This is a genomic window from Pseudomonas sp. Sample_9 (assembly GCF_004307535.1).
Classification (GTDB): Bacteria; Pseudomonadota; Gammaproteobacteria; order Pseudomonadales; family Pseudomonadaceae; genus Aquipseudomonas; species Aquipseudomonas mercuritolerans.
Genome location: NZ_RAZO01000168.1, coordinates 18,020 through 31,239 on the forward strand (window position 1 = coordinate 18,020; position 13,220 = coordinate 31,239).

At 61.3% G+C, this 13,220-nt stretch carries 15 protein-coding genes; 6 read left to right on the forward strand and 9 right to left on the reverse strand.

Annotated elements, in window-relative coordinates:
* Positions 1–14 precede the first annotated feature (14 nt).
* Positions 15–701, reverse strand: coding sequence for a YggS family pyridoxal phosphate-dependent enzyme (locus D6877_RS09270; RefSeq protein ID WP_016772731.1), 687 nt, complete (start codon positions 699–701; stop codon positions 15–17).
* Positions 702–757: 56 nt separating this feature from the next.
* On the opposite strand from D6877_RS09270, the gene D6877_RS09275 reads away from it, so the two are divergent.
* Complete coding sequence (locus D6877_RS09275; protein ID WP_016772732.1) at positions 758–1,792, forward strand: type IV pilus twitching motility protein PilT; 1,035 nt, start codon at positions 758–760, stop codon at positions 1,790–1,792.
* 94 nt (positions 1,793–1,886) lie between these two features.
* Here the strand turns inward: D6877_RS09275 and D6877_RS09280 are convergent, their stop codons facing one another.
* A complete protein-coding gene (locus D6877_RS09280) occupies positions 1,887–2,504 on the reverse strand; it encodes a C40 family peptidase (RefSeq protein ID WP_024014657.1) in 618 nt (205 codons plus the stop codon).
* A gap of 248 nt (positions 2,505–2,752) precedes the next feature.
* Between D6877_RS09280 and D6877_RS09285 the strand changes: the two genes are divergently transcribed.
* Positions 2,753–3,187, forward strand: a complete 435-nt coding sequence (locus tag D6877_RS09285; protein ID WP_016772734.1) for a TM2 domain-containing protein — start codon at positions 2,753–2,755, stop codon at positions 3,185–3,187.
* A gap of 152 nt (positions 3,188–3,339) precedes the next feature.
* Here the strand turns inward: D6877_RS09285 and D6877_RS09290 are convergent, their stop codons facing one another.
* The 7 genes from D6877_RS09290 to gshB all read right to left on the reverse strand — a co-directional run bounded on the left by D6877_RS09290 (position 3,340) and on the right by gshB (position 9,418).
* Complete coding sequence (locus D6877_RS09290) at positions 3,340–4,611, reverse strand: dihydroorotase (protein ID WP_130910560.1); 1,272 nt, start codon at positions 4,609–4,611, stop codon at positions 3,340–3,342.
* Positions 4,608–5,612: an aspartate carbamoyltransferase catalytic subunit gene (locus D6877_RS09295; RefSeq protein ID WP_130910561.1), complete on the reverse strand. Its 1,005-nt coding sequence runs from the start codon at positions 5,610–5,612 to the stop codon at positions 4,608–4,610. The genes D6877_RS09290 and D6877_RS09295 overlap by 4 nt, the downstream gene beginning before the upstream one ends.
* Positions 5,613–5,639: 27 nt before the next feature.
* Entirely contained in the window at positions 5,640–6,146 is a 507-nt protein-coding gene (gene pyrR / locus D6877_RS09300) for a bifunctional pyr operon transcriptional regulator/uracil phosphoribosyltransferase PyrR (protein ID WP_024014655.1), read from the reverse strand.
* An 81-nt stretch (positions 6,147–6,227) separates the two neighbouring features.
* A complete protein-coding gene (gene ruvX / locus D6877_RS09305) occupies positions 6,228–6,665 on the reverse strand; it encodes a Holliday junction resolvase RuvX (RefSeq protein WP_016772738.1) in 438 nt (145 codons plus the stop codon).
* Positions 6,665–7,237, reverse strand: a complete 573-nt coding sequence (locus D6877_RS09310) for a YqgE/AlgH family protein (protein ID WP_016772739.1) — start codon at positions 7,235–7,237, stop codon at positions 6,665–6,667. The genes ruvX and D6877_RS09310 overlap by 1 nt, the downstream gene beginning before the upstream one ends.
* A 170-nt stretch (positions 7,238–7,407) precedes the next feature.
* Entirely contained in the window at positions 7,408–8,307 is a 900-nt protein-coding gene (locus tag D6877_RS09315; protein WP_039757551.1) for an energy transducer TonB, read from the reverse strand.
* 139 nt (positions 8,308–8,446) lie between these two features.
* The gene (gene gshB / locus D6877_RS09320) at positions 8,447–9,418 is read right to left on the reverse strand and encodes a glutathione synthase (RefSeq protein ID WP_130910562.1); all 972 of its coding nucleotides are present in this window, start codon (positions 9,416–9,418) and stop codon (positions 8,447–8,449) included.
* Between the two features lie 225 nt (positions 9,419–9,643).
* Between gshB and pilG the strand changes: the two genes are divergently transcribed.
* From pilG to D6877_RS09340, 4 genes are all read left to right on the forward strand, one after another.
* Positions 9,644–10,048, forward strand: a complete 405-nt coding sequence (pilG, locus tag D6877_RS09325) for a twitching motility response regulator PilG (protein ID WP_016772743.1) — start codon at positions 9,644–9,646, stop codon at positions 10,046–10,048.
* Positions 10,049–10,108: 60 nt separating this feature from the next.
* Positions 10,109–10,474 carry a twitching motility response regulator PilH gene (pilH, locus tag D6877_RS09330; protein ID WP_039757553.1) on the forward strand — a complete coding sequence of 122 codons (366 nt, stop codon included), beginning with the start codon at positions 10,109–10,111 and terminating at the stop codon, positions 10,472–10,474.
* 10 nt (positions 10,475–10,484) lie between these two features.
* A complete protein-coding gene (locus D6877_RS09335) occupies positions 10,485–11,024 on the forward strand; it encodes a chemotaxis protein CheW (RefSeq protein ID WP_130910563.1) in 540 nt (179 codons plus the stop codon).
* Between the two features lie 140 nt (positions 11,025–11,164).
* Positions 11,165–13,213 carry a methyl-accepting chemotaxis protein gene (locus D6877_RS09340; RefSeq protein WP_130910564.1) on the forward strand — a complete coding sequence of 683 codons (2,049 nt, stop codon included), beginning with the start codon at positions 11,165–11,167 and terminating at the stop codon, positions 13,211–13,213.
* The last annotated feature ends 7 nt before the right edge of the window (positions 13,214–13,220 follow it).

Genomic DNA, 13,220 nt, shown 5'->3' on the forward strand with positions numbered 1-13,220 from the left:
TTATCTGGAAACGTTCAAGACTGGGAATAATCTCTGGCGCCAAACAGCGCGGTACCGATCCGCACCCAGGTGGCACCTTGGGCGATGGCCGACTCGAGGTCGTGGCTCATGCCCATGGACAGTGTGTCGAGCGGCAGAGCGAGGCTCGCCTGCAATGCCTGCACGGCGGCGAAGGCAGCGTCCTGTTCGGCGCGCTCTTCGGTCGGCTCGGGAATCGCCATCAGTCCGCGCAGTTTCAAGCGTGGCAGCGCGCTGATGGCCTCGGCCAGCGCTGGCAGATCGGCCGGCGTGCAACCGGATTTGCTCGCCTCGCCACTGACATTGACCTGAATGCAGATGTTCAGGGGCGGCAGTTCGGCCGGGCGTTGTTCGGACAGGCGTTGGGCAATTTTCAGACGATCCACGGAGTGCACCCAGTCGAAATGCTCGGCAATCGCGCGAGTCTTGTTCGATTGAATGGGGCCGATGAAGTGCCAGATCAAGGGCAGGTCGGCCAGCTCCAGCTGTTTGCCCAAGGCTTCCTGCAAGTAGTTCTCGCCGAAGTCGCGCAGGCCGGCGGCATAGGCTTCACGCAGGGCCTGGGCGGGTTTGGTCTTGCTCACGGCGAGCAAATGGATGCTGTTTTCGTCGCGGTGCGCAGCTTTGGCCGCTGCCTGGATGCGCGAACTAACCTGAAGGATGTTGTCTGCTATCGTGGACATCAAGAGGCGCCGGCGGTCTGTAGGTTCGCGGCATTCTACTGGAATTGAGGGACGCTATGGATATCACTGAACTGCTGGCCTTCAGCGCCAAACAGGGCGCTTCCGACCTGCACCTGTCGGCCGGCCTGCCGCCGATGATTCGCGTCGATGGCGACGTGCGACGGATCAATCTGCCGGCGCTGGATCACAAGCAAGTGCACGATCTGATCTACGACATCATGAACGACACCCAGCGCATCGAATTCGAGAAAAATCTGGAAACGGATTTTTCCTTCGATGTACCCGGCGTGGCGCGCTTTCGGGTCAACGCCTTTAACCAGAATCGTGGTGCCGGCGCCGTGTTCCGCACTATTCCGTCGAAAGTGCTGAGCATGGAAGACCTCGCCATGGGCGATGTTTTCCGCAAGATCACCGACGCGCCGCGCGGGCTGGTGCTGGTCACCGGGCCGACCGGCTCCGGCAAATCCACCACGCTGGCGGCGATGATCGATTACCTCAACACCCATCGCCATCACCACATCCTCACCATTGAGGACCCCATCGAGTTCGTCCATGAATCGCGCAAATGCCTGATCAATCAGCGCGAAGTTCATCGCGATACCCGCAGCTTCGCCACCGCACTGCGCTCGGCCCTGCGTGAAGACCCGGACGTGATTCTGGTTGGCGAGATGCGTGATCTGGAAACCATTCGCTTGGCGCTGACCGCCGCCGAGACCGGGCATCTGGTATTCGGCACCCTGCACACGACCTCGGCGGCGAAGACCATCGACCGCGTGGTCGACGTGTTTCCCGGCGACGAGAAGTCGATGGTGCGTTCGATGCTGTCGGAGTCGTTGCTGGCGGTGGTGTCGCAGACGTTGATCAAGAAGATCGGCGGCGGGCGGGTGGCGGCGCATGAAATCATGCTCGGTACGTCAGCGATCCGTAATCTCATTCGCGAGGACAAGGTGGCGCAGATGTATTCAGCGATTCAGACCGGTGGGTCGTTGGGGATGCAGACACTCGATATGTGCCTGAAGGATCTGGTGACCAAGGGCTTGATCAGCCGCGAGCATGCTCGCGAGAAAGCGCGTACGCCGGATAATTTTTAACCACCAAAAGCAAAAGATCGCAGCCTTCGGCAGCTCCTACAGGGAAACGCTGATCCCAATGTAGGAGCTGCCGAAGGCTGCGATCTTTTGATCTTTAACGCTGCACTACACGCAGCTGCTGTTGCTCTTTCGGCAATACGCGCTTGGCGACGACGTAATGCTTTTCCCAGTACGGCTTGTTCAGCGTGTCGATGCTCACCGCTTTGCCCCGGCGCGGGGCGTGGATGAAGCGGTCGTTGCCCAGGTAGATGGCAACGTGATTGACCCGACGGCTCTTGATGTTGAAGAAAATCAGATCGCCCGGCTTCAGATCCTTGCGCTCGACTTTCTCGCCGTGACCGCTGGCCATGGCGTTGGAGGTGCGTGGCAGGTCGAACGTAGCGTCGTTGAACGCGTATTTCACCAGACCGCTGCAATCGAAGCCTTTACTTGGGCTGCTGCCGCCCCAACGATAAGGTGTACCGAGGACGTTTACCGCACGGCTCAGCACATTGCTGCTTTCCTTGCTCGCCATCGGTGGCACCAGCTTGCTGCGGCTCTTGCTGCTCAGCGTGGTGGTCTTGCTCTTGCTGCTTTTGCTCGATGGAGCCGAAGCATGGGATTTAGGGGTGAAGCCGTTGACGTTGGGAAGACGTTGCTCACGATTGGTGGCGTGGGCGGCCAGTGGCATTAATAGGCAAATAGTCAGCCATGTCTTGAAAAATGGTCGCATTAGGCGTGGCTCATAAGTGATAGCGCGCAACTTTATAACAGCTTTTTTTGCCGTTCCGAGGCCGTTCATCGATTCATTCCGCCGGCTACGGAACCAAAAACGCTCAAAAAGTACGCAATTGTCCGACAGAAGTCAGGTTCTACAAGGGTTTCGCGCTAGCAACGGTAACATTTGCCATACGTCGGCCACCTGTAAAAAAGTCACAAAGAAATGAAGAATATTTATCTATCGAGTGCAATGAGGTCTTAATGAACAGCTATCAGCTCCCCCGCGTGAAAGAAAAAGACACTCACAGCAAAGTCATCGGCTACCTGCTGTGGATTTTCGGATTCACTGGCGCGCACCGCTTTTATTACGGCAAACCGGTGACCGGGACGATCTGGTTCTTCACCTTCGGTTTGCTGGGGATTGGCTGGCTGATCGACCTGTTTCTGATCCCGGCGATGGATCGCGAAGCGGATTTGCGCTTTGCTGCCGGGCCGATCGAGTACAACGTCGCGTGGATTCTGCTGACTTTCCTCGGTGTGTTCGGCGTACACCGGATGTATCAGGGCAAATGGATCAGCGGCCTGCTGTATCTGCTGACCGGCGGGTTGTTCTTTATTGGCGTGCTGTATGACTTCTGGACCCTGAACGATCAGGTGTCGGTGCGCAACGCGCAGAATCGCGGCGCCTTCCAGTAAGTAGTGGCGAGGGGATTTATCCCCGTTGGGCCGCGAAGCGGTCCTGAATCCGAGAACGCGGTGGATTTGTTCCACCGCGTGCAATGGCTTCGCGACTGCTACGCAGCCGAACGGGGATAAATCCCCTCGCCACAATCTCCCTCAGCAGCAAGTCATGCCTGGTGAGTAATCCGCCCATCCACCAGCGTGTAGCGCACCACACCCGGCAGACTGTGCCCGATGAACGGGCAGTTCTCGCCCTTCGACAGCCAGTGTTCACCGGCCACCGTCGAAGACTTCGGATCGAACAGCACGATATCCGCCGCACCGCCCACCGCCAGTTTGCCCGCCGGCAGGCGCAGCGCTCCAGCCGGGCCTGCGCTCAGACGCGCCAACAGCGTCGGCAAGTCGAGCAAACCATCCTCGACCAGCGTCATCGCCAGCGGCAGCAGCAACTCAACACTGCTGATGCCCGGCTCGGTGGCGCCGAACGGTGCCAGTTTGGCGTCACGCTCGTGGGGCTGGTGATGGCTGGAGATGGCCGAGACCACCCCGGATTTCACCGCTTCACGCAGACCATCGCGGTCGGCACGGGTGCGCAGCGGTGGTTGCACGTGATAAAGGCTGTTGAAGTCGATCAGCGCTTCGTCAGTCAGGATCAGCTGATACAACGCAACATCCGCCGTTACCTTCAAGCCACGGGCCTGCGCCTGAGCAATCAGCGCCACACCCCGTGCACTGGTCAGCTGGCTGAAATGCGCACGCACGCCGGTCTGCTCGACCAGCAGCAGATCGCGAGCCAGCGCCACGGTTTCGGCGGTTTCCGGGATGCCCGGCAGGCCGAGGAAACTGGCGACCGCGCCTTCGTGGGCGAGACCGCCCTCGGCCAGATCGTGATCCTGCGAGTTGAAGATCACTGTCAGGTCGAAAGTCGCCGCGTATTCCAGCGCCCGGCACAGGGTGCGGCTGTTGCGGAAGCTCTCCAGACCGTTGCCGAACGCCACGCAACCGGCGTCGCGCAGCGCGACCAGTTCGGCCAGTTGTTCGCCGTCGAGGCCTTTGCTCAGCGCGCCAATCGGGAACACTTTGGTGTTGCCCGCCTCGCGGGCGCGGTCGAGGATCAGTTCGGCCACGGCGGATGTGTCGAGCACCGGTTTGGTCTTCGGCGGGCAGCACAGGCTGGTCACGCCACCGGCAGCGGCGGCGCGGGTTTCGCTGACGATCGAGCCTTTGCGGCTGTAGCCCGGCTCGCGCAGGGCAACGTTGAGATCGACCAGGCCAGGCGCGGCGACCAGACCTTGGGCATCAATGGTTTCCACTGCGCTGAAACCGGCCGGCGCGGCGCCGAGGGCGACGATCTTGCAGGCTTCAACGTGGATGTCGGTGATTTGATCCAGGCCGCTGCTGGGATCGATGACGCGTGCGCCGAGAATGCTGAGCTTCACTGGGCGTTCTCCTGCTCGAATTGACGTTGCGCAGTCTGCCCGCTCATGGCCATGGACAGCACAGCCATACGAATCGCGATACCGTAGGTCACTTGATTGAGGATCACCGAGTGCGGGCCGTCGGCCACCGCCGACTCGATCTCCACACCACGGTTGATCGGCCCCGGGTGCATGACGATGCAATCGGGTTTGGCTCCGGCCAGACGTGCGGTGGTCAGGCCGAACAGGCGATAGAACTCGCCTTCGCTGGGCAGCAGGCCGCCGGTCATGCGCTCACGTTGCAGACGCAGCATGATCACCACGTCGACGTCTTTCAGGCCTTCGGCCATGTCGGTGTAGACCTTGACGCCGTATTGCTCGATGCCGATCGGCAGCAGGGTTTTCGGCGCGATCACGCGGATGTCCTGGCAGCCAAGGGTTTTCAGCGCGAGCATGTTCGAGCGCGCCACCCGCGAATGCAGGATGTCGCCGACGATGGCGACCGAAAGGTTTTCGAAACCGCCCTTGTGCCGACGGATGGTGAGCATGTCGAGCATGCCCTGGGTCGGGTGCGCATGCCGGCCGTCGCCGCCGTTGATGATCGCCACTTGCGGGCAGACATGCTCGGCGATGAAGTGCGCCGCGCCCGAGTCGCCGTGGCGCACGACGAACATGTCGGCGGCCATCGCTTCAAGGTTGCGCAGGGTATCGAGCAGCGTTTCGCCCTTGCTCGCCGACGATGTCGACACGTTCAGGGTGATCACGTCTGCCGACAACCGTTGGGCCGCCAGTTCAAACGTGGTGCGGGTGCGCGTGGAGTTCTCGAAGAACACGTTGCACACGGTCTTGCCGCGCAGCAGCGGGACTTTCTTCACCGCCCGGGCGCCGACTTCAAGGAACGAGTCGGCAGTGTCGAGGATTTCCGTCAGCAACTCACGGCGCAGGCCGTCGAGCGAGAGGAAGTGGCGCAGCTGGCCCTGATCATTGAGCTGCAGCGGGCGCTTGGTATCTAGAGGCGTCATCGCGAGGGGGACTCTCAATAGGGCGGATTAAAGGGTGACGTCTTGCAGTTCGAGCGTCAGCGGCTCGGGGCCGGACAACTTGACCCGCTGGTTGCCGGCCAGGGTCAGGGTGGCGCCGACCACGTTCGGGCGGATCGGCAGCTCGCCGGCGTCCAGGTCCAGCAGGCAGACCAGGGTGACGCTGGCCGGGCGGCCGTAATCGAACAATTCATTCATGGCGGCGCGGATGGTCCGACCGCTCATCAGCACGTCGTCGATCAGCACCAGATGCTGGCCTTCGATCTCGAAGGGCAGGGCGGACGGGCGCACTTGCGGGTGCAGGCCGTTCTGGCTGAAGTCGTCGCGGTAGAAGGACACATCCAGCGTGCCCAGTGGCGCATCGCTGGCCAGTTCCTTGAGCAGCGCCTGCGCGACCCAGATGCCGCCGGTGCGGATGCCGATGTAACGCGGTTCGCTGATGTCACGCTGGGCAAGGTGCGCCTTGAGGCGGGTCGCCATCTGGCTGATCAGATCGGCGGGATTGGGCAGGCTCATGGTTGCTCCTTCGTGATTCCGCGCTGCGTCCTGCCGGACGAAGCTCGGTTTATAACCAAAAGAAAAGCGCCGAAGCGCTTGTCAGGATTCAAACAATGCAGTGTTTTCATCGAGCCAGCCCTGCAGCAGCAGGGCGGCGGCGATGGCGTCCACCGGGTTGTCGCGGTAACTGCCTTTCTGCCCGCCACGCACCAGTCGCTCGCCCTTGGCTTCGAAAGTGGTCAGGCGTTCGTCGTGGGTATAGAAGGGCAGGTTGTAGCGGCCGTTGAGGCGGCGGGCGAATTTCTCCGCGCGTACGCACATCTCGCTGGGCGTGCCGTCCATGTTCAGCGGCAGGCCGACCACCACGGCGTCGGGTTTCCATTCTTTTATCAGCGCTTCGACCTGATCCCAGTTCGGCACGCCATTCTGTGCTTTGAGGGTGCACAGCTCGCGGGCCTGGCCGGTGATGACCTGGCCGACCGCGACGCCGATCTGTTTGGTGCCGTAGTCGAAGCCGAGAATCAGGCGCAGGGCCATCAGGCGTGACCCGCCTGGCTGGTGAGCAGATTCAGGTCGATGCCCAGGTGCCGCGCTGCCGCTTCCAGACGCAATTCGCTGCGAGTGTTGAAGAGGATGTCGGCGTTGAACGGGCAGGTCAGCCAGGCGTTGTCGGCCAGTTCGGCTTCCAGTTGCCCGGCTTCCCATCCGGCGTAACCGAGGGTGATCAGGCTTTGCGCGGGGCCGACGCCGTCAGCGATGGCGAACAGCACATCCTGCGAAGTCGACAGGGCCAGGTCGCCGTCCAGCTGCGCCGTGGCCTGGAAGGTCTGGCCCGCCGGGTGCAGGACGAAACCGCGATCGGTCTGCACCGGCCCGCCGATGAAGATCGGCACATCCTGGCAACGCGCCGGCGGCTCGATGTCCGGGCGCAGCTGTTCGAGGATGTCGGCCAGGTTCAAATCTTGCGGCCTGTTGACCACCAGCCCCATCGCGCCATTGGCCGTGTGCTCGACGATGTAGGTCAAGGTGTGGGCAAAGTTCGGGTCGGCCATGTGTGGCATGGCGATCAGGAAGTGATGCTTGAGGTAGCTGGGGCTGACGTTTTTCATGAGCGCTAGTGTGGCGTTCGAGGGGCGAACTGACAAGCTGGAGATGTAAGCAACACACCGATCCAAGGTGGGAGCGAGCCTGCTCGCGAATGCGGTGGACCAGTCACATTAATATTGAATGACACACCGCATTCGCGAGCAGGCTCGCTCCCACAGGGTTTGCAGGGTCTTTAATTGCTGGAGAGCTTGTCGCCCCTGGCAAATTTCCAGGTGCGGATGATTTCCAGGCGGTCGATGTCCGACAGATCGCCGGTAAACGGTGCAAACGGCGCGGCCAGGCGGACGATGCGCTGCGCCGCCTGATCGAGCAGCGGCTGGCCGGAGGATTCCAGCACCAGCACTTCATACAGCGAGCCGTCGCGGTTGATCGAGACCATCAGGCGCAAATTGCCGTAGATCTGCTTGCGTCGGGCTTCTTCGGGGTAGTTGAGGTTGCCGATGCGTTCGACCTTCTTGCGCCAGTCGTCCTTGTACCAGGCGCCCTTGTCACGCATGGTCGAGGCCGCGCTCAAGCGGTGGATGCGCGGGCGCTTGGCGTACAGCTGTTGTTCCTTGGCCAGCTCCGCCTCGAGGCTGGCGATGTCGCTGGACAGCTGCGAGCTGTCGAACACCGGCGCGTCGACGGTCGGTTTGACTTCGGTTTTGCTTTCTTCTTTCTTGGTCGGCGCCTTTTTCGGTTTCGGCGCGACGGTGGTCACCGCTGCCTTGGGTGCGGCTTCCTGCACCACTGGCTTGGCGGCGGGCGGCGGGGTGACCTTTTTGACCTGATTGTCCTGGAACGGCGCGACTTCGGTGGTCTTGGGCAGGGCCTTCTTGTCCAGCGTGCCGCTGCCTTCCTGGTTTTCCTGGGCGAGAAAATCCGCCTTTTCCGGCTTTTTCTCGGCCTTGAAGGTGGCCAGGGTGATTTCCAGGGTTTTGCTGATCTGCTGCGGCTCGACCATGGTGAAGCCGACGCCGAGCAGCAGCGCCAAATGAATCAGCGCCGCCAGAAACAGGGTAAAACCGAGGCGATCGGCCGGGCGCACGCCACGATGGGCGAGTTCAGCGGGCAGATCGGACGGCAGAGTCATCGTAGAAAACCAACATCGCGTTTTTTTGGGCTCGGCATGATAACGCAATGTTGGTTTTTAGCTGCAAGCGACGAGCTTCAAGCGACAAGCTGCATAGGGGCAGCTTCAAGCTTCAAGCTTCAAGCTGACGCGGGCGGCTTCAAGCTTGTGGCTTGCGGCTCGAAGCTTGCAGCTGCTTTTCGATAGCATCCATCAGCATCCCGCCGATGTCGGTGCCGAACGCATTGTCGATTTCGCGGATGCAAGTCGGGCTGGTGACATTGATTTCGGTCAGGTGCTCGCCGATCACGTCGAGGCCGACGAACAGCAGGCCTTTCTCGCGCAGGGTCGGGCCGACCTGGGCGGCGATCCAGCGATCCTTCTCGGTCAGCGGACGCGCTTCGCCACGGCCACCGGCGGCGAGGTTGCCACGGGTTTCGCCCATGGCCGGGATCCGCGCCAGGCAGTAATCCACCGGCTCGCCATCGATCATCAGGATGCGCTTGTCGCCATCGACGATCGCCGGCAGGTAGCCCTGAATCATGATCTGCTGCTTGCCGTGCAGGGTCAGGGTTTCGAGGATCACCGAGAGGTTCGGGTGGCCGGCGGTATGGCGGAAGATCGACGAACCGCCCATGCCGTCCAGCGGCTTGAGGATCACGTCACCGTGATGGTCGGCGAACTGACGCAATACGTCCGGGCGGCGGCTGACGATGGTCGGCGGCGTGCACTGCGGAAACAGCGTAGCGAACAGCTTTTCATTGCAGTCGCGCAGGCTCTGCGGCTTGTTCACCACCAGCACGCCGGCGGCTTCGGCCTGTTCCAGCAGATAAGTGGAATAGACGAATTCCATGTCGAACGGCGGATCCTTGCGCATCAGGATCACGTCCAGATCGCTCAGCAGGTTGTCCTGCTCGGCGTCCAGTTCGAACCATTTTTCCGGGTTGGCGAAGACTTTCAGCGGACTCATCCGCGCCCGCGCCTGGCCTTCGGCCTGATACAGGTCTTTCTGTTCCATGTAGAACAGTTCCCAGCCACGCTTCTGCGCGGCCAGCAGCATGGCCAGCGAGCTATCCTTTTTATAGGAGATGCTGGCGATAGGGTCCATGACAATCCCGACGCGAACGCTCATTGGGTTTTCCTCGAAATTTGGCTACCGGATCGGTATTGAAAAAGTGCCGCCAGAGTGGCGCCGGGCGGGTTTCGGGTCAAGGAAAAACCCGTCGATAGATTGCATCTGGAGACTGTGCTAAAAAGGCTGGCAGATCGCGCCGCCCCATGGGTTTCAAGGGTTTCAGGCCATTATTCACAGCAAAACGGACAATTTGATTCGCAAAGGCGACGGTAGAACCCTCTTATGGAACAGCAGTCCAGCGCCTTGAAGGTCATGGTGATCGACGACTCGAAAACGATTCGCCGCACCGCCGAAACATTGTTGAAGAATGTCGGTTGCGAAGTGATCACCGCAATCGACGGTTTCGATGCGCTGGCCAAGATTGCCGACCACCATCCCGGGATCATCTTTGTCGACATCATGATGCCGCGTCTGGACGGTTATCAGACCTGCGCCCTGATCAAGAACAACAGCGCCTTCAAGGCGACGCCGGTGATCATGCTGTCGTCCAGGGACGGTCTGTTCGACAAGGCCAAGGGGCGGATTGTCGGTTCTGATCAATTTCTGACCAAACCGTTCAGCAAAGAAGAACTGCTCAACGCGATCCAGGCCCATGTTCCGGGCTTCGCCGCCGTTTTGCCGCAGTAAGACACGCACAGTGACGCTCGGCCAGCGGGCCGGCAGTCGACCAGAAAAATGGGGAAGACCATGGCACGTATCCTGATCGTCGATGATTCGCCGACTGAAATGTACAAACTCACCGGCATGCTCGAAAAGCACGGCCATGAAGTGCTCAAGGCCGAGAACGGCGCCGACGGCGTGGCCCTGGCCCGTCAGGAAAAACCCGACGCGGTGCTGATGGACATCGTCATGCCCGGCCTCAACGGTTTTCAGGCGACCCGCCAGTTGACCAAGGATGCCGATACCGCGCACATCCCGGTGATCATCATCACCACCAAGGATCAGGAGACCGACAAAGTCTGGGGCACCCGCCAGGGCGCCAAGGATTACCTGACCAAACCGGTCGACGAAGACACCCTGATCAAGACCCTGAACAACGTCCTCAAAGGCTGATCGCGCGATCATGAACGAATCGCTGACCGCGTTCGAACTGCTCTGGCAGATCGACCAGCGCTGCCGCCTGCTGGCAGCCGACCTGCCGTCGCAAGCGGCGCGCCCGGATCGCTGGAGCGGCATCGGCTTTCGCCTCGGCGAGCATTGGTATGTGGCGCCGATGGGCGAAGTCAGCGAAGTTTTGCATGAGCCGCGCTTCACCCAGTTGCCCGGGGTCAAGCCGTGGGTCAAGGGGGTGGCAAACCTGCGCGGGCGGCTGCTGCCGATCATGGACCTGTGCGGGTTCTTCGGCCATGAGCTGTCGCCGCTGCGCAAACAACGGCGGGTATTGGTGGTGGAACATGAAGACGTGTTCGCCGGGGTGATGGTCGACGAGGTGATCGGTTTGCAGCATTTCGAGCAAGGCAGTTTCGAGCCGCTGTCGATCAGCAAGCGCCAGGGCTCCAAGGCCGAATTCGTCAAAGGCTATTTCCGCCGTGAACAGAACTGGCGGGTGTTCAGCCTGTTTGCACTGGCCAGATCCCCGGTGTTCATGGGTGTCGCAATCTGATTGGTTGAATACCATCCCTGTGGGAGCGAGCCTGCTCGCGAATGCGGTCTGCCCTGCACACTGATGCTGGCTGACCCACCGCCTTCGCGAGCAGGCTCGCTCCCACAAGAGGCCATGGCGAGTTTCTAAGGCGAGGACCGATGACAAAAGCAAAAACAGGCAAGTCGGCAGAAGCATCGCGCAGTCGCGCGCAGATCATCGTGCTGTTTATCGCACTGATCGTGTTCATCATGCTGCTGTTCGCCAACTTCGCGTACCTCAACACCCAGGCGAACTACGACAAGCAGTACATCGGCCATGCCGGCGAACTGCGCGTGCTCTCGCAACGCATCGCCAAGAACGCCACCGAAGCGGCGGCGGGCAAGGCGGCCGCCTTCAAACTGCTTAGTGATGCGCGCAACGATTTTGCCCAGCGCTGGGGTTACCTGAAAAAGGGTGACCCGAACACCGGCCTGCCACCGGCACCCGTCGCCGTGCGCCCGGAAATGCGCGCGGTGCAGATGGACTGGGAACGCCTGCTGAAAAACACCGACGCGATCCTCACCAGCGAACAGACCGTGCTGTCGCTGCATCAGGTCGCCGCGACGCTGGCCGAAACCGTGCCGCAGTTGCAGATCGAATACGAAAAAGTCGTGGAAATCCTCCTCCAGCGTGGCGCTCCCGCGGCGCAGGTAGCGATGGCGCAACGGCAATCGTTGCTCGCCGAACGCATCCTCGGTGCGGTTAACACCGTGCTCGCCGGTGACGAAAACTCGCAGCAGGCCGCCGATGCCTTTGGCCGCGATGCCGCGCGTTTCGGTCTGGTGCTCAACGGCATGTTGCAGGGCAACCCGGCGCTGAAAATCAGCCAGGTCGAAGACCGCGACGCCCGTGCGCGTTTGAGCGAAATCTCCGAGCTGTTCCAGTTCGTTTCCGGCTCCGTGGACGAAATCCTCGAAACTTCGCCAGAGCTGTTCAAGGTGCGCGAATCGGCGAGCAACATCTTCACCCTGTCGCAAACCCTGCTCGAGGAAGCCTCGCATCTGGCCACCGGTTTCGAACACTTGGCCGGCGGGCGCAACACCGACACCATTGGCGGCTACGTGCTGGGCTTGCTGGCGCTGGCCTCGATCATCCTCATCGGTCTGGTGATGGTGCGGGAAACCAATCGCCAGTTGCGCGAAACCGCCGAGAAGAACGAGCGCAACCAGAACGCGATCATGCGCCTGCTCGACGAAATCGAAGACCTTGCCGATGGCGACCTCACCGTGACCGCTTCGGTGACCGAAGACTTCACCGGCACCATTGCCGACTCGATCAACTATTCCGTCGACCAATTGCGCGATCTGGTGGCGACCATCAACCTCACCGCCGGCCAGGTTGCCGCCGCCGTGCAGGAAACCCAGGCCACCGCCATGCATCTGGCCCAGGCCTCGGAGCAACAGGCGCAGCAGATTTCCGAAGCCTCGACAGCCATCAGCGACATGGCCGAGTCCATCGATCAGGTCTCGGCCAACGCTGCCGAATCGTCGGCGGTGGCCGAGCGTTCCGTGGAAATCGCCAACAAGGGCAACGAGGTGGTGCACAACACCATCCACGGCATGGACAACATCCGCGAACAGATTCAGGACACCGCCAAGCGCATCAAGCGCCTCGGCGAGTCGTCCCAGGAAATCGGCGACATCGTCAGCCTGATCGACGACATCGCCGACCAGACCAACATTCTCGCCCTCAACGCAGCGATCCAGGCATCGATGGCCGGGGACGCCGGGCGCGGTTTTGCCGTGGTTGCCGACGAAGTGCAGCGGCTGGCCGAGCGTTCGTCCGCCGCGACCCGGCAGATCGAAACCCTGGTGCGGGCGATTCAGGCCGACACCAACGAAGCGGTGATTTCCATGGAGCAGACCACCACCGAAGTGGTGCGCGGCGCGCGACTGGCGCAGGATGCCGGTGTGGCCCTGGAAGAAATCGAAGGCGTCTCCAAGACCCTTGCGGCGCTGATCCAGAGCATTTCCAACGCGGCGCAGCAGCAGACCTCTTCGGCCGGGCAAATCTCGCTGACGATGAACGTGATCCAGCAGATCACCTCGCAGACCTCGTCGGGGTCCACGGCCACCGCCGAGAGCATCGGCAATCTGGCGAAAATGGCCAGTCAGTTGCGTCGTTCGGTGTCCGGTTTCACCTTGCCGGCGGCGACAGATAAAGCGTGAGTGGAGT

Bases quoted from the DNA above. Each gene is read 5' to 3' on its own strand.
- D6877_RS09270 (WP_016772731.1), bottom strand. From the start codon at position 701: ATGTCCACGATAGCAGACAACATCCTTCAGGTTAGTTCGCGCATCCAG.
- D6877_RS09275 (WP_016772732.1), top strand. From the start codon at position 758: ATGGATATCACTGAACTGCTGGCCTTCAGCGCCAAACAGGGCGCTTCC.
- D6877_RS09280 (WP_024014657.1), bottom strand. From the start codon at position 2,504: ATGCGACCATTTTTCAAGACATGGCTGACTATTTGCCTATTAATGCCA.
- D6877_RS09285 (WP_016772734.1), top strand. From the start codon at position 2,753: ATGAACAGCTATCAGCTCCCCCGCGTGAAAGAAAAAGACACTCACAGC.
- D6877_RS09295 (WP_130910561.1), bottom strand. From the start codon at position 5,612: ATGACGCCTCTAGATACCAAGCGCCCGCTGCAGCTCAATGATCAGGGC.
- pyrR (WP_024014655.1), bottom strand. From the start codon at position 6,146: ATGAGCCTGCCCAATCCCGCCGATCTGATCAGCCAGATGGCGACCCGC.
- ruvX (WP_016772738.1), bottom strand. From the start codon at position 6,665: ATGGCCCTGCGCCTGATTCTCGGCTTCGACTACGGCACCAAACAGATC.
- D6877_RS09310 (WP_016772739.1), bottom strand. From the start codon at position 7,237: ATGAAAAACGTCAGCCCCAGCTACCTCAAGCATCACTTCCTGATCGCC.
- D6877_RS09315 (WP_039757551.1), bottom strand. From the start codon at position 8,307: ATGACTCTGCCGTCCGATCTGCCCGCTGAACTCGCCCATCGTGGCGTG.
- gshB (WP_130910562.1), bottom strand. From the start codon at position 9,418: ATGAGCGTTCGCGTCGGGATTGTCATGGACCCTATCGCCAGCATCTCC.
- pilG (WP_016772743.1), top strand. From the start codon at position 9,644: ATGGAACAGCAGTCCAGCGCCTTGAAGGTCATGGTGATCGACGACTCG.
- pilH (WP_039757553.1), top strand. From the start codon at position 10,109: ATGGCACGTATCCTGATCGTCGATGATTCGCCGACTGAAATGTACAAA.
- D6877_RS09335 (WP_130910563.1), top strand. From the start codon at position 10,485: ATGAACGAATCGCTGACCGCGTTCGAACTGCTCTGGCAGATCGACCAG.
- D6877_RS09340 (WP_130910564.1), top strand. From the start codon at position 11,165: ATGACAAAAGCAAAAACAGGCAAGTCGGCAGAAGCATCGCGCAGTCGC.